Origin of the sequence: Streptomyces sp. Je 1-369, from assembly GCF_026810505.1 — a bacterium.
GTDB lineage: Bacteria > Actinomycetota > Actinomycetes > Streptomycetales > Streptomycetaceae > Streptomyces.
In genome coordinates this window covers 7,715,002-7,731,539 of record NZ_CP101750.1, presented here as the reverse complement: position 1 = coordinate 7,731,539, position 16,538 = coordinate 7,715,002, and the positions used below count along the sequence as shown (strand labels likewise).

Genomic DNA, 16,538 nt, shown 5'->3' with positions numbered 1-16,538 from the left:
CGGGGTGCTCACTTCAACCTGCTCGATACGAGGATGGACACGAGGTGCAGCAGGGTCTGCAGCATCGCGATGCCCGCGAGCACCGCCACACCGAGGCGCGAGAAGAACAGGTCGCCGCGTGCCTGGTCGATGAACGCGATGACCAGGATCAGCAGGGACGCCTCGACCCCGAGGATGAGCCGGTGGAACTTCAGCGCGGCGGCGGCCCTGCGGGCCAGCGCCATGCCGGAGGAGCGCGGCTCGGCCGCGGACTCCTTGACCGGCTCCTTGCCCGTCTGGTGCCGGGCGACGCCGACGAGGTCGGTCTCGGCCTTGATCAGGATCGCGCCGAGTGCGGCCAGGGTGCCGAGGAAGGCCCACAGCCAGTCGATGCGTCCCGAGCCCCATATGTCGGCGGCGCGCAGGCCGAAGCCGACCAGGACCGCGGCGTCGCACAGGTAGGCGGCGACCCGGTCCAGATAGACCCCGGACATCGAGTACTGCTTCTTCCAGCGGGCGATCTCGCCGTCCACGCAGTCGAGCAGCAGGTAGAGCTGGACCGCGACCACGCCGAGCACGGCGCCCGTGATGCCGGGCACCAGCAGGGCCGGGGCGGCGAGGGCGCCGGCGACGGTCATCACGTAGGTCAGCTGGTTGGGCGTGACCCGCGTGTTCACCAGGTGCCGGTCGATGCGCAGGGAGACCTCGCGCATGTAGAGCCGGCCGGCCCAGTGTTCGCCGCTGTGCCGGTCCTTCACCCCCGGGGGGTGAACAACCGGGCGGAGCTCAGCTACCGATGGCTTTTGCATAGTCGGCGTATGCGTCCCTGATCTGGTCGGTGGAGAGGTCGAGGTGTTCGAGGATCGTGTAGCGGCCCGGGCGGGTCTGCGGAGCGAACTCCACGACCTGCACGAACTCGTCCACGGTGAAACCGATCTCCTCCGGCAGCACGGGCAGGCCGTGGCGGCGCAGCACCTGGGCCATGAACGCCGACTCCTCGTGGGCACCGCGCAGGTGCATCGCGAAGGCCGCGCCCAGGCCGCACTGCTCGCCGTGGCTTGCGGCGCGCTTGGGGAAGAGCAGGTCGAAGGCGTGGTTGATCTCGTGGCAGGCGCCGGACGCCGGGCGGGAGTCGCCCGAGATCGACATGGCGATGCCGGTGAGGACCAGACCCTCGGCAAGGACCTGGAGGAAACCGTCGTCGCCGACGCCGCCGGGGTGGCGGAGCACGGCCTCGCCGGCCTGGCGGGCCATGGCGGCCGCGAGGCCGTCGATGTCCTCGCCGCGCTCGCGGGCGGCGAGCTCCCAGTCCCGGATCGCCGAGATGTTGGACAGCGCGTCGCCGATGCCGGAGCGGACGAAACGGACGGGCGCCTCACGGATCACATCGAGGTCGATGACGACCGCGATGGGGTTCGGCACGCCGTACGAGCCGCGGCCCGCGTCGTTGTCGAGCGTCGCGACCGGCGAGCAGAGGCCGTCGTGCGACAGGTTCGTCGCGACGGCGACCAGCGGCAGGCCCACGCGCGCCGCGGCGAACTTGGCACAGTCGATGATCTTGCCGCCGCCGAGGCCGACGATCGCGTCGTACCGCCCCGACTTGCGGATGTCCTCGCCGAGCTTGATGGCGTCGTCGAGCGTGCCGCCGCCGACCTCGAACCACTCGGCGCCGCCCAGCGACGGCATGAGCCGCTCGCGGAGCACCGCGCCGGAGCCGCCGCTGATGGCGATGGCGAGCTTGCCGGTCGACGAGCAGATCCGCTGGTCGGCGAGGACACCGGCCAGGTCGTCGAGCGCCCCCGGCCGGATGTCGACGACGACCGGCGAGGGGATGAGCCTCGTCAGTACTGGCACGCGATCTCCCGGCCCTTGGCGAGGTCTTCGTGGTTGTCGATCTCGACCCACTTGACGTCGCCGATCGGGGCCACGTCGACCTTGAAGCCGCGGTTGACGAGCTCCTGGTAGCCGTCCTCGTAGTAGAGGTCGGGGTCGCGCTCGAAGGTGGTCTTCAGGGCGTCGGCGAGCTCGTCGGCGGCGGAGCCCTCGATGAGGGTGACGCCGATGTACTCACCGGTGGCCGTCGCCGGGTCCATCAGCTTCGTGATCTTCTGGACACCCTTGGCGTCGTCCACGATGACCTTCATCTCCTCGTCGGCGAGCTGCTTCACCGTGTCGAGGGCGAGGATGATCTTCTGGCCGTTGCCGCGGGCGGCGAGCAGCGTCTTCTCCACGGAGACCGGGTGCACGGTGTCGCCGTTGGCGAGGATCACGTCGTGCTTGATGGCGTCACGCCCGCACCACAGGGAGTAGGCGTTGTTCCACTCCTCGGCCTTGTCGTTGTCGATCAGCGTCAGCTTGAGGCCGTACTTCGCCTCCAGGTCCGCCTTGCGGTCGTAGACGGCTTCCTTCTTGTAGCCGACGATGATCGCGACCTCGGTGAGACCGATCTCGGCGAAGTTGCCGAGCGTCAGGTCGAGGATGGTGGTCTCACCATCGACGGGCACCAGGGCCTTGGGCAGGGTGTCCGTGTAGGGACGCAGACGCCGTCCGGCGCCTGCCGCAAGGACGAGGCCGATCATGCGGGTTCTCCTTCATCGTGTACGGCGGGTGCGCCCTGTTTCTCGGCGGCGACCCAGAAGCGGATGCTCTCGACGAGCACCACGAGTGCCACGGCCACGGCGAGTGCCGTGAGCGCGACGGTGAAATCGGTGGTGGACAGCAGGGTGGCGGCCAGCGCGACCACGAGGGTCCTGCCTTCTTGGCCGCCGATCGCCCGCACGAGCCGGCGCGGGGGCGCACCGGCGCCGCCCTTGATGCGGTACACCGTGTCGTAGTGATGGTAGGCGACCGCCGACACCAGCCCGAAAGCCGCGGGCAGCGCCCCGTTCACATCGGCTTTGGCCGCGAGTATCAGGACCGTGCCGTACTCGGCGGCGCGGAAGAACGGCGGGGCCAGCCAGTCCAGCGGGGCTATGAGCGGCCGCGCGAGCGCCAGGCCGGACAGGACCACGTGGACGACTGCGGCGACGACGACCCACGGGCTGCCGTAGGAGGTGAAGGCGGCCACCGCGACGACGGCGGCGCCGCCGAGGAAGGCGAGCACGGGGGCGGGCAGGAAGCGTCCGCGCGGTCCGACGGCGGCGAAGGCGGAGGCGAGCGTGCCGTTGTCGGCGAGGTCGCCGAGGGCCTGGGCGGCGCGGTCGGTGCGGGTCGCCTTGCGGGTCAGCGAGCGCAGGACGCGTCCGGCGGTGGTGTAGCAGGCGGCGAGGGCGCAGCCGATGATCAGGACGACGAGGGTGATGCGCGGGGTGGTGACCGCGGTGAGAACGGCGATCATCGCCCAGCGCTCGCCGATGGGCAGCACTATCATCCGGCGCACCCAGACCGTCCACCCGACGCTGTCGAGCTTGTCCGAGAGGGCGGCGGTGGGGCTGGTGTTGGCCGTGGCGTCGTGATTCGCCTCGTTGAACGAGAAGTCCACGACGTGGCGACAGGTCTGGAGAACCATGGCGCCGAGGGCCAGCGCCCAGACGTCGTCACCGTTCGCGTTGGCCGCGCCGAGCGCCAGTCCCGCGTAGTACGCGTACTCCTTGGCGCGGTCGAACGTCGCGTCCAGCCAGGCGCCGAGCGTCGAGTACTGCAGGGAGTAGCGGGCGAGCTGCCCGTCCGTGCAGTCGAGGACGAAGGAGAGGAGCAGCAGCACACCCGCGGCGACGAAGCCGCCGCGGGTCCCGGTCGCCGCGCAGCCCGCCGCGATCAGGGCGGTGAGCAGCGAGGCGGTGGTGACCTGGTTCGGGGTGAGGCCTCGTCGGGCGCACCAGCGGGCGATGTAGCGGGAGTACGGGGAGATGCAGTACGTCGTGAAGAAGCCGTCCCGCGACTTGACCGCGGTGCGCAGGCGTACGGCCTCGTCGTCGACGGCGGCGACGGCCTGGCGTGCCTCGTTCCGCGTCTGCGGGTCGTCGGGCACGGTGGCGACGAGGGTGCCGAGGTCGGGGCGGTGCACGTCCGTGGCGCCGGACTCCATCGCGGTGGCGATGTCGTCGGGGAGCGCGTCGTGGGTGACGACGCCGCCCGTGGTGGCGGCGGTCGTCCGCAGCGCGCGCGTCAGCTCCTTGCGGGCCTCCGGCTTGGCGGCGACGGCGCCGGGCACCGCGGAGGCGGCGAACCGGGGGTCGGTGAGGCCGAGGCGCAACGCGTGGACGTGTCCGACGAAGCGCGCGTCGACGACCGCGACCCGCTGGTCACCGGGCACGGCCGCGAGCAGCGACTCGGCGTCCGCCGCGTCGGAGGCGACCCGCACGTCGAAGCCGAGGGACCGCAGATCGCCTTCGAGCGGCGACCCGGGGACCGGCTGTCCGGTGAGGATGGCGGTCGACAGACGAACTCACTCCTTGAGTACCGGCGCGGCTCGCGCCGGGCACATGTGTAAGGGGAGCGCCCCCGGGCCCATGGCGGCCGGGCGGCACGTCGGCTGAGGCTATCGGATGATGGGAAGCGGGCGTTCATCACCCGTTCACGCCCTGATAAGAGCCTGTGTCACGGCCCCGGCCTTCGCGATCATCATGGTGGATGGGGGGCCGCGCCCACAAACCGCGCCCCTGCCGGTGCCCGGCTTGCCCGATTGAAGGTCACATGCCCCTGCCGGGCGGCCGGGGTGCGTTCGCTTAGGGTGGGCGCCCATGACATGGCTGATCACAGGCGGAGCGGGTTACATCGGGGCACATGTGGCGCGGGTCATGGCCGGTGCCGGGGAGGACGTCGTCGTCCTGGACGACGTCTCGTCGGGGGTCCCGGCACGGCTGCCCGCGGACATGCCCCTCGTGAGGGGTTCCTCGCTGGACGGGGAGCTGCTGCGCCGGGTCTTCGCCGAGTACGGCGTCACCGGTGTGGTGCATCTCGCGGCCCGCAAGCAGGTCGGGGAGTCGGTGGAGCAGCCGCTGCGCTACTACCGGGAGAACGTGGGCGGCCTCACGACGCTCCTCGAAGCGGTCGCCGAGGCCGGCATCAAGCGGTTCGTGTTCTCCTCGTCGGCCGCGGTGTACGGCAATCCGCCGGACGCGGAGCTGGTGGGCGAGGACACACCGTGCGTGCCGGTCAGCCCCTACGGCGAGACGAAGCTCGCCGGTGAGTGGCTGGTGCGGGCGGCGGGGCGGGCGCACGGCATCGGGACGGTGTGCCTGCGCTACTTCAACGTGGCGGGCGCCGCGACGCCGGAGCTCGCGGACACCGGGGTCTACAACGTGATCCCGATGGTCTTCGACCGGCTGCGGCGCGGCGAGTCGCCGCGGATCTTCGGCGACACGCACCCGACGCCCGACGGCACCTGCGTCCGTGACTACGTCCACGTCTCCGACCTCGCCGAGGCCCACCTGGCGGCGGCCCGCAGGCTCGCGGAGGGCGTCGAGGGCGATCTGACGGTGAACATCGGCCGGGGGCAGGGTGTTTCCGTTCGCGAACTGATCACCGTCATCGGTGAGGTGAGCGGGGACGCCCGTCCCGTGCTCGTCGAGCCGGCCCGTGCGGGCGACTCGCCGCGAGCGGTCGCCGACGCCCGTCTCGCGGCGGCGGAGCTCGGCTGGACGGCCCGGCGCGGGGTGCGCGAGATGGTCGAGTCGGCGTGGGCGGGATGGTGTCTGCACCACCCGGACGCGCACCGCGGATGATCGTTCCGACGCGCTGACCTGCACCCACTCCCCCAGTCGGGAACCGTTGCCATTTTCGCAGGTCAGCGCAGTGATAACGGTGTTCAGTACCGCGTTGCCAGATACCCCCCACCCGTAGTTCACTGTGGTCGCGCCACCAGCGGGCAGCACACCTACGACGGATACGGGAGGGCGGTTTCATGGGGGCTGGGCACGATCACGGACACCTGCACGGGGCCCCGACGACGGGGACCGCGGCCAACGCCCACAAGGGGCGGCTGCGCATTGCTCTCATCATCACGATCACGGTCATGCTGGCCCAGATCGTGGGCGGGCTCATGGCGGACTCGCTCGCGCTCATCGCGGACGCGACGCACATGGCGACGGATTCGCTGGGCCTCGGCATGGCCCTGCTCGCGATCCACTTCGCGAACAGGCCGCCGACCGAGAACCGCACCTTCGGCTACGCCCGCGCCGAGATACTCGCGGCGCTCGCCAACTGTCTGCTGCTGCTCGGCGTCGGCGGGTACGTCCTGTACGAGGCGGTGCAGCGGTTCGTCACCCCCGCGGAGACCGAGGGGGGCCTCGCCCTCTACTTCGGCATCTTCGGGCTCGTCGCGAACATGATCTCGCTCTCGCTGCTCATGCGCGGCCAGAAGGAGAGCCTCAACGTCCGCGGCGCCTTCCTGGAGGTCGTCGCCGACACCCTCGGCTCGCTCACGGTCATCATCGCCTCGGTCCTGATCATGCTCACCGGCTGGCAGGCCGCCGACCCGATCGCCTCGCTCGTCATCGGCGTCATGATCGTCCCGCGTACGGTCAAGCTCCTCAAGGAGACCCTGAACGTGCTCCTGGAGTCGGCGCCCAAGGGTGTCGACATGGCGGAGGTGCGCGCGCACATACTCGAGCTGCCGGGCGTCGAGGAGGTCCACGACCTGCACGCCTGGACGATCACATCGGGCCTGCCGGTCCTCTCCGCGCACGTCGTGGTGAGCTCCTGGGCCCTCGACGCGACCGGCCACGAGAAGATGCTGCACGAGCTCCAGGGCTGCCTGGGCGACCACTTCGACGTCGAGCACTGCACGTTCCAGCTGGAGCCGAGCGGCCACGCGGAGCACGAGGCGAAGCTCTGCCACTGACGCATCAGGCCCCGTGACCCGTCACGCCGGGTGCTATTCTGGCCAGAGTTCTTGAGTCCTAGGAGGTGGGTTGATGACTGTCGTGATGCGCGCTGCTCTGCGCGGCGACACGTGCATCCCCACTCTCCGGGCGCGCGTCTGACCTCTCGTACGGCACTCGTACTCCTGGTACGTCTCCCGTACACGCGGTCCGCGGGTCCTTACCCAAGGATTTCCACGTTGACTGACAACGCTTCCATTTCCCGCGCCTTCTTCGCCCTGCACCACGGGCTTCCGAGGCAGGGTCCCGGCTCCGACGCCACCACCAGGCAGCTGCTCTCCTACGCGGGTGCGCTGCCCGAGCGGCCGCGCGTGCTCGACCTGGGCTGCGGCCCCGGCCGGTCCGCGCTGCTGCTCGCCGCCGAGGCCGGCGCCGAGGTGACCGCCGTCGACCTCCACGAGCCGTTCCTCGACGAGCTCCGGGCCGCGGCCGGGGGCCGCGGCCTCGCCGGGTCGATCACCGCCGTCAACGCCGACATGGGCGAACTCCCCTATCCGGACGGTTCCTTCGACGTCGTCTGGGCGGAGAGCTCGGCCTACAGCATCGGTTTCGACACCGCGCTGCGCTCCTGGCGGCGCCTGCTCGCCCCGAGCGGGGCGCTCGTCCTCACCGAGTGCGAGTGGACGACCGACGAGCCGTCCGCCACCGCCCGCGCCTTCTGGGAGCGGCACTACGCGCTGCGCACCGGCGAGGAGAACCTGCGGGCGGCGACCGGCGCCGGGTACTCCGTGCTCGGCGTGCACCCGCAGCCCGAGTCCGACTGGGACGAGTACTACGGCCCGCTGGCCGCCCGCGCGGACGCGGCGGACCCGGGTGCGCCCGGCATGACGGAGGCGCTCGCCGCCACCCGCGAGGAGCTCGCGACGCGGCGCGAGCACGGCGCCGAGTACGGCTACACCGGCTACGTGCTGCGGCCCGTGAACTCCTGGCCCACCCGCCCGGAGACGGCGGCCGACGTCGCCGCCGTGCACGCCGTGCACGCCGCCGCCTTCGAGACGGAGGCCGAGGCCGACCTGGTCGACGCGCTGCGCACGGACCCGGAGGCGTGGCTTCCCGGCCTGTCGTACGTCGCCGAGGCGCCCGACGGTTCGGTGGCCGCGCACGCTCTGCTCACCCGCTGCCGGGTGGACGGGGCGCCCGCGCTGGCCCTCGCACCCGTCGCCACCCGGCCCGAGCACCAGGGGACGGGTGCCGGTTCGGCGGCCGTGCGCGCCGTGCTCGACGCGGCACGCGCGCGCGGGGAGCGGATCGTCCTCGTCCTGGGGCATCCCTCGTACTACCCGAGGTTCGGATTCAAGCCCGCTTCCGGGTACGGAATCCGGCCGGACTTCGAGGTTCCGGACGAGGCGATGATGGCTCTGGCCCTGTGCGGATCCGACGATTCCGCACAACTGCCGCGGGGCACGATCACCTATCCGGGCGCCTTCGGGGTCTGACCCCCTTCCGCGTGTCCCGCCGCGCCCCGGCGCGGCGGGACATGCGGGTCCTCGAAGTGCCCGAGGTGTCCGGAACGTACGGCAGACTTGGGGTTCGAAGACCGAAGAGAAGGATGCGTATGCCGACCACACCTGCCACCGCGGCGAACAGCCCGTCGAACGGCACCGGAGAAGCGATCTTGCTCGAACTCGTCGACGAAGAGGGCAGGACGATCGGCACAGCGGAGAAACTCGCCGCGCACCAGGCGCCCGGGCAGCTGCACCGGGCGTTCTCCGTCTTCCTCTTCGACGAGCAGGGCCGCCTGCTGCTCCAGCAGCGCGCCCTCGGCAAGTACCACTCCCCCGGGGTCTGGTCGAACACCTGCTGCGGGCACCCCTACCCGGGCGAGGCCCCGTTCGCGGCGGCGGCCCGGCGCACGTACGAGGAGCTCGGGGTCTCGCCGTCGCTGCTCGCCGAGGCGGGCACGGTGCGCTACAACCACCCGGACCCGGAGTCGGGGCTCGTGGAGCAGGAGTTCAACCACTTGTTCGTGGGCATGGTGCAGTCCCCGCTGCGCCCCGACCCGGCCGAGATCGGCGGTACCGCCTTCGTGACGGCGGCGGAGCTGGCCGAGCGGCACGAACGGGACCCGTTCTCCGCCTGGTTCATGACCGTGCTCGACGCGGCGCGGCCCGCGGTCAGGGAGCTGACGGGCCCCTCCGCGGGCTGGTAGGCGGCTGGGTACCGGCCACCCGTCGGGTGGTCAGGCGCCGTTGGGCTTCAGGGGCAGGGCCGCCCAGATGACCTTGCCCCCGCTCGCGGTGTGCTCGACGTCGCAGGCACCGCCCGCCTCCGCGGTGATCTCGCGTACGAGGAGGAGTCCACGCCCGCCCGTCTGTGCGTGGTCCGCCACCAAGGCGGTCGGGCGGTAGGGGTGGTTGTCCTCCACGGAGACCCGTACCCACTCGGCGCCGACCGCGACCTCCACCGCGAGCATCGGCGACAGCAGGGCCGCATGGCGCACCGCGTTGGTCACCAGCTCGGAGACGATGAGCAGCAGCCCCTGGACGAGGTCGTCCGGTGCCGGTACGCCCTGCCGGGCCAGCAGGTCGCGCACCGCGTGCCGGGCCTGGGGCACGGAGGCGTCGACGGCAGGGGCGGTGAAGCGCCACACCCCCTCGTACGGCACCGATCCGCCGCTGCGTGGGAGTGGGCACGGCCCTCTCCCGTCGTTCCCCATCGTCCGGTCGCCGCCCTCGCGCTCGATTGTCGCCACACCACGAGTGTTGGGAACGCTCTGGTCCCGGCCGCTCCACTGACCAGAAGTCAGCGACTATCGACGCGATTTGACCGCCCCGGTCGGACGCCGTCAGTTGTCCGACCGGTCCTGCTCGCCCCGCCTTGAACGCTTCGCCTTCAAATGTTCTTCAGGTTGTACGAGACTGACGATGCGGCGCCCGCCGATACCGGTGGCGATCAGGCCCAGGCCGTCGAAGAGCAGCGCCAGGGAGAAGAAGCAGCCGATCACGTACTGGCTGCTGCTGGGCCAGCCCGCGAGGACCAGGATGCCGATCAGCAGGCCGAAGGCGCCTTGCAGGAGCGTCAGGGCGAACTGCGGGCCCCGTACCACCAGGCTGCCGACCAGCCGGAAGACTCCGCCGGTCAGGAAGAGCAGCGCCGCGAACATGGTCAGCGCCTCCGCCGCAACATCGGGCCTGCGGATGACGACGACACCGGCCGCGAGGTTCAGCGCGGCGACCACGACGCCCAGCCAGAAGAAGCTGGTGCCCCGCGACTGGACGGCGTGCAGCAGGCCGACGACGCCGCCGATGAGCAGGAGCCAGCCGAACAGGAGCATCGAGGTCAGCGTGGCCACACCGGCGTAGACGAGGCCGACGAGCCCGGCCACGGCGAGGATCACGCCCAGCAGGGCGAGCCAGCCGAAGCTGCGGCTGACCGTCCTGGCCTCCGAGGTGGCTGTGTCGTCCCTGGGTCCGGCCATCAGCGTCTCCCTCTCGCTCGGCCCCCTTCTTGATCGTACGTTCGAGGGGTGCGGATAGCATCCGGCGCATGGAGCCGCAGCTGAGCCACACCGTCACGGACGGCGTCGCCACCGTCCTCATCGACCATCCGGCCAAGCGCAACGCCATGACCGCCGACATGTGGCGTCAGGTGCCGCCACTCCTCGCTGCCCTCGGCGCGGACCCGGCCGTGCGCGCCGTGGTCCTCACCGGCGCGGGCGACACGTTCTGCGCGGGGGCCGACATCTCCACGCTGCGGGAGTCGCCCGGCACCGCGCAGGACCTCGCGGTGCGGGCCGAGGAGGCCCTGGCGGCCTTCCCGAAGCCGACGCTCGCCGCGGTGCGGGGCTACTGCGTGGGCGGCGGCGCACAGCTGGCGGGCGCGTGCGACCTGCGGTTCGCGGACGAGGGCGCCTCGTTCGGGGTGACGCCGGCCAAGCTCGGCATCGTCTACCCGGCGTCGTCCACGCGTCGACTCGTGTCGCTGGTGGGGCCCGCCACCGCCAAGTACCTGCTGTTCTCCGGGGAGTTGATCGGCGCCGAGCGGGCGCTGCGGACCGGTCTGGTGGACGAGGTGCTGCCGTCGGGCGGGCTGGACAAGCGGGTCGACGGGTTCACCCGGGTCCTCACGTCGCGCTCCCTGTTGACGCAGGCGGCCGCCAAGGAGTTCGCCACGGGCCGCACGGACCGGGACGCGTACTGGACGGAGCAGGCGCGCGGCAGCGGCGACACCGCGGAGGGTGTCGCCGCCTTCCTGGAGCGCAGGCAGCCCCGCTTCACCTACTGACCGAAGCGGCTCCTACTGACCGAAGCGGCTCCCGGCACGGAACTTCGCGACGAGATGTGCGGGTGCCTTCTCCGGGGACCCGGCGTCGTAGGGCGGCTGCGGGTCGTACTCGGCCAGCAGCTGCACGGTCTGCGCGTGCTCGTCGCCCGCGATCCGGCCGGCCAGGGTGAGGCCCATGTCGATGCCCGCGGAGACACCGGCCGCCGTGACGTACTTGCCGTCGAAGACGACCCGCTCCCCCGTCGACTCGACGCCGAGCCGCTCCAGCTCGGCCAGCGCGAGCCAGTGCGAGGTGGCGCGGCGGCCCTTGAGGAGGCCCGCGGCGGCCAGCGCGAGCGAGCCCGTGCACACGGACGTCGTCCAGGTGGTCGTGGCGTCGACCGTGCGGAGCCAGCCGAGGAGCGCCTCGTTCTCCATCTGGTCGCTCTGGCCGGGACCGCCGGGCACGACCACGATGTCGGGCCGCTGGACCTCCGCGAAGGACTTGTCGGCGATGAGGGCGAGGGAGCCGTTGTCGTCGCGCACCGGGCCCGCCTGCTCGGCCACGAGGACGGTCTCGGCGCCCGGGAGGTTGACCAGTGTCTGGTAGGGGCCGATGGCGTCGAGGACGGTGAAGCGTTCGTACAGGGCGATGGCGATCTGCATGGTGTCCCTATCGGTGTGGGTGGTCGGTGTGACGGGTGGCTCCGGCGGCCGGTACGGGGTGGAAGCGGCGGCGGTACTCGGCCGGGGCCGCGCCGAGCACCTTCACGAAGGCGCGGCGCATGGCTTCCGGGGTGCCGTAGCCGCAGGCGCGTGAGATTTCCTCGACGCCGTCGGAGGTGTCCTCCAGGAGGCGTCGGGCGTGCTCGATGCGGACGCGCTCGACGTACTTGCCCGGCGTCAGGCCGGTGTCCGCCTGGAAGGCGCGGGCGAAGTGCCGTGGCGAGAGGCGGGCGCGCGCGGCGAGCGCCTCGACCGACAGGTCGTCGGCCGGGTGCTCGGTGATCCACTGCTGGACCTCGCGCAGCGGCTCGCGCCGCGCGGTCTGCGCGGCGAGCTGGACGCTGAACTGCGCCTGGTTCCCCGGGCGCCGCAGGAACACCACCAGGTGGCGGGCGACCGTGAGCGCCACCTCGCGGCCCAGGTCGTCCTCCACGAGTGCCAGGGCGAGGTCGATGCCCGCGGTGACCCCGGCGGACGTGGCGACGTGCCCGTCCCGTACGTAGATGGGGTCGGGGTCGACGTCGATGCCCGGGTGGTCCCTGGCGAGCTTCTCGCAGTACGCCCAGTGCGTCGTCGCCCTGCGCCCCTCCAGGAGGCCGGCCTCGGCGAGGCGGATCGCGCCGGTGCAGACCGAGACGAGGCGCTCCGCGCGCGGGCCGTTCTCGCGCAGCCAGGCGGTCAGCTCCGGGTCCTGCCCGCGCGTGCCCTGGCCGCCCGGGATCAGCAGCGTGTGCGGGGCGGGGGCGTCGGCGAGCGCGGTGTCCGGGACGAGCGTGAGGCCGCTGGAGGTGCGCACGGGTTTGCCGTCCAGGGAGGCGGTGCGGACGAGGTAGCCGTCCTGGGAGTCGGCCGTGCAGAGCCCGGCGCCCGTGAAGACCTCCACGGGTCCCGTGACATCAAGGCTCTGGACGCCGTCGAAGAGGACGACCAGGACGGTTCGCTGCGTCATGCCGTCGATTCTTCGCCCGGCCCGCGATGTCCGCAATGACGAGGAGCCCACCTTTCCTGCCATCGTGAGCGACGGACGGGTCATTGATGGGTGTCATTGAAGGGTGACCACCCCACGTACTACATACCGACCAGTAGGTAACGTGCACCCATGACCTCTTCGACGACCTCGTCCTCCTCGTCCGCGGCGCTGGAGTCGCGGGCCGGGCGCCGCTGCCACTCCGTCCTGAACGCCCTGCACTCGACGCACTACTTCTCGCCGGACGTGAACCGGGAGCTGAGCGGCCTCGGCATCACCCACCCCACCGCCGTGAACTTCGCCGTGCGCGCGGCGGCGCTGGGCGCCGTCGGGCCGGGGACCGTGGCGGCCACCTTCTACAACTACAAGTACGACCTGGTGGCCGCCCACGTCCCCCAGGTATGGCGGACCGCCTCTCCGGAGGACGTCCTCGCGGCGCGTCTGCGGGGCGTCGACACGACGCTGCGGCGGCTGCTCGGCGAGGAGCTCGTCGCCTCGCCGGAGATGGCCGAGGCGGCGGACCTCGCCCTGCGCGCCACCGAGGCCTGCACGCGCGGCGCCCGCCCGCTGTACGCCGCCCACGCCGACCTGCCCGTCCCCGAGCAGCCCCACCTCGCCTACTGGCACGCCGCGACGCTGCTGCGCGAGCACCGCGGCGACGGCCACCTGACCGCGCTGGTCGGCGCCGGACTCGACGGCCTCGAAGCGCTGGTGAGCCACACCGCGACCGGCAAGGGCACCCGGCCGAAGTGGGTCTTCTCCACCCGCGGCTGGAACCAGGAGGAGTGGGACGCGGCCGTGGACCGGCTCCGGGGCCGCGGAGTGCTCGACGGCGAGGGCGAGTTGACGGACGCCGGTGTGGCGCTGCGCCGGGACGTCGAGGCGGAGACGGACCGCCTGGACCGGGCTCCGTACGAACACCTGGGCGCGGCGGGCGTCGAACGGCTCACCGAACTCGGCACGCTCATCACAGGGACGGCACTGCAGGCCGGGGCGTTCCCCGCGGATCTGCTCGGCAAGCGCTGAGCGGACGCGCGCCCGGCATCGCCTCCCGGCGCGCATGGCTTCGCGCGTCCGAGGTACCCGTTCGTCCACCGGCTCCGCCGACCTCCGGCGGACCGGGGACGAAAGGGGAGCTCTCATGTTCCGTGCCATAGCGGACGTTCTGCGCCAGATCGGCGCCGCACTCGCCACGGTCGTCACGCTGCCGTTCCGGGCAGTGGCCCGGCTGTTCGGCGGAGCGTCCCGTTCCGCGGGTCGGGGCGGGCGACGGTCGGGACACACGGGCCGGGCCGGCCGGGTCTGATCACCCCCTGTCGGCGCCACCTGCCACAATTGCCCGGCAACCTCAGCGAGAAGGCGGTACCGGAACGTGGCAGCTTTGAAGACGTCCACCCCAGCATCCATCGAAGGCAGGATCGCCGAGGAGCTCGGCGTACGGGAGCGGCAGGTGAAGGCCGCCGTCGACCTGCTCGACGGCGGCTCCACGGTGCCCTTCATCGCGCGCTACCGCAAGGAAGCGACCGAGATGCTCGACGACGCGCAACTGCGCACGCTCGAAGAGCGCCTGCGCTACCTGCGCGAGCTGGAGGACCGGCGGGCCGCGATCCTCGACTCGGTCCGCGAACAGGGCAAGCTCACCGACGAGCTCGAAGCGCGGATCCGCGAGGCGGACACCAAGGCCCGGCTCGAGGACATCTACCTGCCCTTCAAACCGAAGCGGCGCACCAAGGCGCAGATCGCCCGCGAGGCCGGTCTCGAACCCCTCGCGGACGGGCTGCTCGCCGACCCGAGTGTCGAACCGCGGGCCGCGGCCGCCGCGTTCGTGGACGCCGACAAGGGCGTCGCGGACCCGCAGGCCGCCCTGGACGGCGCGCGGGCGATCCTCGCCGAGCGGTTCTCCGAGGACGCCGACCTGATCGGTGAGCTGCGCGAGCGCATGTGGGTGCGCGGCAGGCTCGCCGCGAAGGTCCGGGACGGCAAGGAGGAGGCGGGCGCCAAGTTCGCCGACTACTTCGACTTCGCCGAGCCGTTCACCGACCTGCCCTCGCACCGCATCCTGGCCATGCTGCGCGGCGAGAAGGAAGAGGTCCTCGACCTCGTCCTGGAGCCCGAGGAGCCCGCCGAGACGCCGGGGACCCCGTCCTCGTACGAAGGCATCGTCGCCCAGCGGTTCGGCGTCGCCGACCGCGGCAGGCCCGGCGACAAATGGCTGCAGGACACGGTCCGCTGGTCCTGGCGGACGCGGATCCTCGTGCACCTCGGCATCGACCTGCGGCTGCGGCTGCGGACCGCCGCCGAGGACGAGGCGGTGCGGGTCTTCGCGTCGAACCTGCGCGACCTGCTGCTCGCTGCGCCCGCGGGCACGCGCGCGACGCTCGGCCTGGACCCCGGGTTCCGTACGGGCGTGAAGGTCGCCGTCGTCGACGCGACCGGCAAGGTCGTCGCGACCGACACGATCCACCCGCACGTCCCGGCCAACAAGTGGGACCAGTCCCTGGCGACGCTCGCCCGGCTCGCCAAGGACCACGACGTCGACCTCGTCGCCATCGGCAACGGCACGGCGTCGCGCGAGACCGACAAGCTCGCCGGTGAACTCATCACCAAGCACCCCGAGTTGAACCTGACGAAGGTGATGGTCTCCGAGGCGGGCGCCTCGGTGTACTCGGCGTCGGCGTTCGCCTCGCAGGAGCTGCCCGACCTGGACGTCTCGATCCGCGGCGCGGTGTCCATCGCCCGCCGCCTCCAGGACCCGCTGGCCGAGCTCGTGAAGATCGACCCCAAGTCGATCGGTGTCGGCCAGTACCAGCACGACCTGTCCGAGATGAAGCTGTCGCGCTCCCTCGACGCGGTCGTCGAGGACTGTGTGAACGGCGTCGGGGTGGACGTCAACACCGCCTCCGCGCCGCTCCTCGCCCGGGTCTCCGGCATCGGCGCGGGCCTCGCGGAGAACATCGTGTCGCACCGCGACGCGAACGGCCCGTTCAAGAGCCGCAAGGGCCTCAAGGACGTCGCCAGACTCGGCCCGAAGGCGTACGAGCAGTGCGCGGGCTTCCTCCGCATCCGCGGCGGCGACGACCCGCTGGACGCCTCAAGCGTGCACCCGGAGGCGTACCCCGTGGTGCGCAGGATGGTGAAGTCGACGGGCGGGGAGGTCGGTTCGCTGATCGGCGACACGGCGGCGCTGCGCTCGCTGAAGCCGGACGCGTTCGTGGACGAGGTCTTCGGCCTGCCCACGGTCACGGACATCCTGAAGGAGCTGGAGAAGCCCGGGCGCGACCCGCGGCCCGCCTTCAAGACGGCGACCTTCAAGGACGGCGTCGAGAAGATCTCCGACCTCGCCGCGGGGATGGTCCTCGAAGGGGTCGTGACGAACGTGGCCGCGTTCGGCGCGTTCGTCGACGTGGGCGTCCACCAGGACGGTCTGGTGCACGTGTCCGCCATGTCCAAGACCTTCGTCAAGGACCCGCGCGATGTCGTGAAGCCCGGCGACATCGTCAAGGTGAAGGTCATGGACGTCGACATCCCGCGCAAGCGGATCTCGCTGACGCTGCGTCTCGACGACGAGGCGAACGCCTCCGGCGAGGACGGGGAGCAGCCGAGGCGGGGCGGCGGTCGACCGCCTCAGCAGCGGCAGCGCGGTCAGGGCGGCGGCGGCCAGGGCGGCGGTCAGGGCCGACGCCAGCAGGGCCAGGCTCAGGGCCAGGGCCAGCGCGGTGGCGGTCGCGGGCAGAAGCCGCAGCGGCAGGGCCCGCCGCCCGCCAACGACGCGATGGCCGAGGCGCTGCGGCGGGCCGGTCTCGTCGACCCGAAGCGGCGCTGACCCGAAGCGGCGCTGA

The 16,538-nt window shown here is 71.8% G+C and carries 16 protein-coding genes; 8 read left to right on the top strand and 8 right to left on the bottom strand.

Going from position 1 to position 16,538, the window contains the following annotated elements:
• Positions 1 to 8: 8 nt before the first annotated feature.
• The 4 genes from NOO62_RS34510 to NOO62_RS34495 are packed head-to-tail and all read right to left on the bottom strand — an operon-like array spanning position 9 to position 4,360.
• Positions 9 to 788: a CDP-alcohol phosphatidyltransferase family protein gene (locus tag NOO62_RS34510; protein WP_268774717.1), complete on the bottom strand. Its 780-nt coding sequence runs from the start codon at positions 786 to 788 to the stop codon at positions 9 to 11.
• Complete coding sequence (locus NOO62_RS34505; RefSeq protein ID WP_268774716.1) at positions 766 to 1,833, bottom strand: iron-containing alcohol dehydrogenase family protein; 1,068 nt, start codon at positions 1,831 to 1,833, stop codon at positions 766 to 768. The genes NOO62_RS34510 and NOO62_RS34505 overlap by 23 nt, the downstream gene beginning before the upstream one ends.
• On the bottom strand, positions 1,821 to 2,558 hold the full coding sequence (locus tag NOO62_RS34500; RefSeq protein ID WP_268774715.1) for a phosphocholine cytidylyltransferase family protein: 738 nt from the start codon (positions 2,556 to 2,558) through the stop codon (positions 1,821 to 1,823). The genes NOO62_RS34505 and NOO62_RS34500 overlap by 13 nt, the downstream gene beginning before the upstream one ends.
• The gene (locus tag NOO62_RS34495; protein WP_268775921.1) at positions 2,555 to 4,360 is read right to left on the bottom strand and encodes a DUF5941 domain-containing protein; all 1,806 of its coding nucleotides are present in this window, start codon (positions 4,358 to 4,360) and stop codon (positions 2,555 to 2,557) included. The genes NOO62_RS34500 and NOO62_RS34495 overlap by 4 nt, the downstream gene beginning before the upstream one ends.
• A 301-nt stretch (positions 4,361 to 4,661) precedes the next feature.
• On the opposite strand from NOO62_RS34495, the gene galE reads away from it, so the two are divergent.
• From galE to idi, 4 genes are all read left to right on the top strand, one after another.
• A complete protein-coding gene (galE, locus tag NOO62_RS34490; protein ID WP_268774714.1) occupies positions 4,662 to 5,645 on the top strand; it encodes a UDP-glucose 4-epimerase GalE in 984 nt (327 codons plus the stop codon).
• 179 nt (positions 5,646 to 5,824) lie between these two features.
• The gene (locus NOO62_RS34485; RefSeq protein WP_268774713.1) at positions 5,825 to 6,763 is read left to right on the top strand and encodes a cation diffusion facilitator family transporter; all 939 of its coding nucleotides are present in this window, start codon (positions 5,825 to 5,827) and stop codon (positions 6,761 to 6,763) included.
• 219 nt (positions 6,764 to 6,982) lie between these two features.
• Positions 6,983 to 8,239 (top strand): GNAT family N-acetyltransferase, encoded by a 1,257-nt coding sequence (locus tag NOO62_RS34480; RefSeq protein WP_268774712.1) that lies wholly within the window; start codon positions 6,983 to 6,985, stop codon positions 8,237 to 8,239.
• Between the two features lie 119 nt (positions 8,240 to 8,358).
• Entirely contained in the window at positions 8,359 to 8,952 is a 594-nt protein-coding gene (gene idi, locus NOO62_RS34475; protein WP_268774711.1) for an isopentenyl-diphosphate Delta-isomerase, read from the top strand.
• 30 nt (positions 8,953 to 8,982) lie between these two features.
• Here the strand turns inward: idi and NOO62_RS34470 are convergent, their stop codons facing one another.
• The gene (locus NOO62_RS34470) at positions 8,983 to 9,495 is read right to left on the bottom strand and encodes an ATP-binding protein (RefSeq protein ID WP_398971005.1); all 513 of its coding nucleotides are present in this window, start codon (positions 9,493 to 9,495) and stop codon (positions 8,983 to 8,985) included.
• Positions 9,496 to 9,588: 93 nt separating this feature from the next.
• Positions 9,589 to 10,221: an HdeD family acid-resistance protein gene (locus NOO62_RS34465; protein WP_268774710.1), complete on the bottom strand. Its 633-nt coding sequence runs from the start codon at positions 10,219 to 10,221 to the stop codon at positions 9,589 to 9,591.
• A 68-nt stretch (positions 10,222 to 10,289) separates the two neighbouring features.
• On the opposite strand from NOO62_RS34465, the gene NOO62_RS34460 reads away from it, so the two are divergent.
• Positions 10,290 to 11,027, top strand: a complete 738-nt coding sequence (locus NOO62_RS34460; protein WP_268774709.1) for an enoyl-CoA hydratase/isomerase family protein — start codon at positions 10,290 to 10,292, stop codon at positions 11,025 to 11,027.
• A gap of 12 nt (positions 11,028 to 11,039) precedes the next feature.
• On the opposite strand, the gene NOO62_RS34455 is transcribed toward NOO62_RS34460, so the two are convergent.
• Positions 11,040 to 11,672, bottom strand: a complete 633-nt coding sequence (locus NOO62_RS34455; RefSeq protein WP_268774708.1) for a DJ-1/PfpI family protein — start codon at positions 11,670 to 11,672, stop codon at positions 11,040 to 11,042.
• 7 nt (positions 11,673 to 11,679) lie between these two features.
• Positions 11,680 to 12,681, bottom strand: coding sequence for a GlxA family transcriptional regulator (locus NOO62_RS34450; protein WP_268774707.1), 1,002 nt, complete (start codon positions 12,679 to 12,681; stop codon positions 11,680 to 11,682).
• 150 nt (positions 12,682 to 12,831) lie between these two features.
• Between NOO62_RS34450 and NOO62_RS34445 the strand changes: the two genes are divergently transcribed.
• The 3 genes from NOO62_RS34445 to NOO62_RS34435 all read left to right on the top strand — a co-directional run bounded on the left by NOO62_RS34445 (position 12,832) and on the right by NOO62_RS34435 (position 16,522).
• Positions 12,832 to 13,725 carry an SCO6745 family protein gene (locus NOO62_RS34445; protein ID WP_268774706.1) on the top strand — a complete coding sequence of 298 codons (894 nt, stop codon included), beginning with the start codon at positions 12,832 to 12,834 and terminating at the stop codon, positions 13,723 to 13,725.
• A gap of 115 nt (positions 13,726 to 13,840) precedes the next feature.
• Positions 13,841 to 14,005: an LPFR motif small protein gene (locus NOO62_RS34440; RefSeq protein WP_268774705.1), complete on the top strand. Its 165-nt coding sequence runs from the start codon at positions 13,841 to 13,843 to the stop codon at positions 14,003 to 14,005.
• 66 nt (positions 14,006 to 14,071) lie between these two features.
• Complete coding sequence (locus NOO62_RS34435) at positions 14,072 to 16,522, top strand: Tex family protein (RefSeq protein ID WP_268774704.1); 2,451 nt, start codon at positions 14,072 to 14,074, stop codon at positions 16,520 to 16,522.
• The last annotated feature ends 16 nt before the right edge of the window (positions 16,523 to 16,538 follow it).

What these genes read in the sequence shown, in the direction of transcription:
- NOO62_RS34510 (WP_268774717.1), bottom strand. Translation starts at nt 788, where the DNA reads ATGCAAAAGCCATCGGTAGCTGAGCTCCGCCCGGTTGTTCACCCCCCG.
- NOO62_RS34455 (WP_268774708.1), bottom strand. Translation starts at nt 11,672, where the DNA reads ATGCAGATCGCCATCGCCCTGTACGAACGCTTCACCGTCCTCGACGCC.
- NOO62_RS34445 (WP_268774706.1), top strand. Translation starts at nt 12,832, where the DNA reads ATGACCTCTTCGACGACCTCGTCCTCCTCGTCCGCGGCGCTGGAGTCG.
- NOO62_RS34440 (WP_268774705.1), top strand. Translation starts at nt 13,841, where the DNA reads ATGTTCCGTGCCATAGCGGACGTTCTGCGCCAGATCGGCGCCGCACTC.
- NOO62_RS34460 (WP_268774709.1), top strand. Translation starts at nt 10,290, where the DNA reads ATGGAGCCGCAGCTGAGCCACACCGTCACGGACGGCGTCGCCACCGTC.
- galE (WP_268774714.1), top strand. Translation starts at nt 4,662, where the DNA reads ATGACATGGCTGATCACAGGCGGAGCGGGTTACATCGGGGCACATGTG.
- NOO62_RS34450 (WP_268774707.1), bottom strand. Translation starts at nt 12,681, where the DNA reads ATGACGCAGCGAACCGTCCTGGTCGTCCTCTTCGACGGCGTCCAGAGC.
- NOO62_RS34500 (WP_268774715.1), bottom strand. Translation starts at nt 2,558, where the DNA reads ATGATCGGCCTCGTCCTTGCGGCAGGCGCCGGACGGCGTCTGCGTCCC.
- NOO62_RS34485 (WP_268774713.1), top strand. Translation starts at nt 5,825, where the DNA reads ATGGGGGCTGGGCACGATCACGGACACCTGCACGGGGCCCCGACGACG.
- idi (WP_268774711.1), top strand. Translation starts at nt 8,359, where the DNA reads ATGCCGACCACACCTGCCACCGCGGCGAACAGCCCGTCGAACGGCACC.
- NOO62_RS34465 (WP_268774710.1), bottom strand. Translation starts at nt 10,221, where the DNA reads ATGGCCGGACCCAGGGACGACACAGCCACCTCGGAGGCCAGGACGGTC.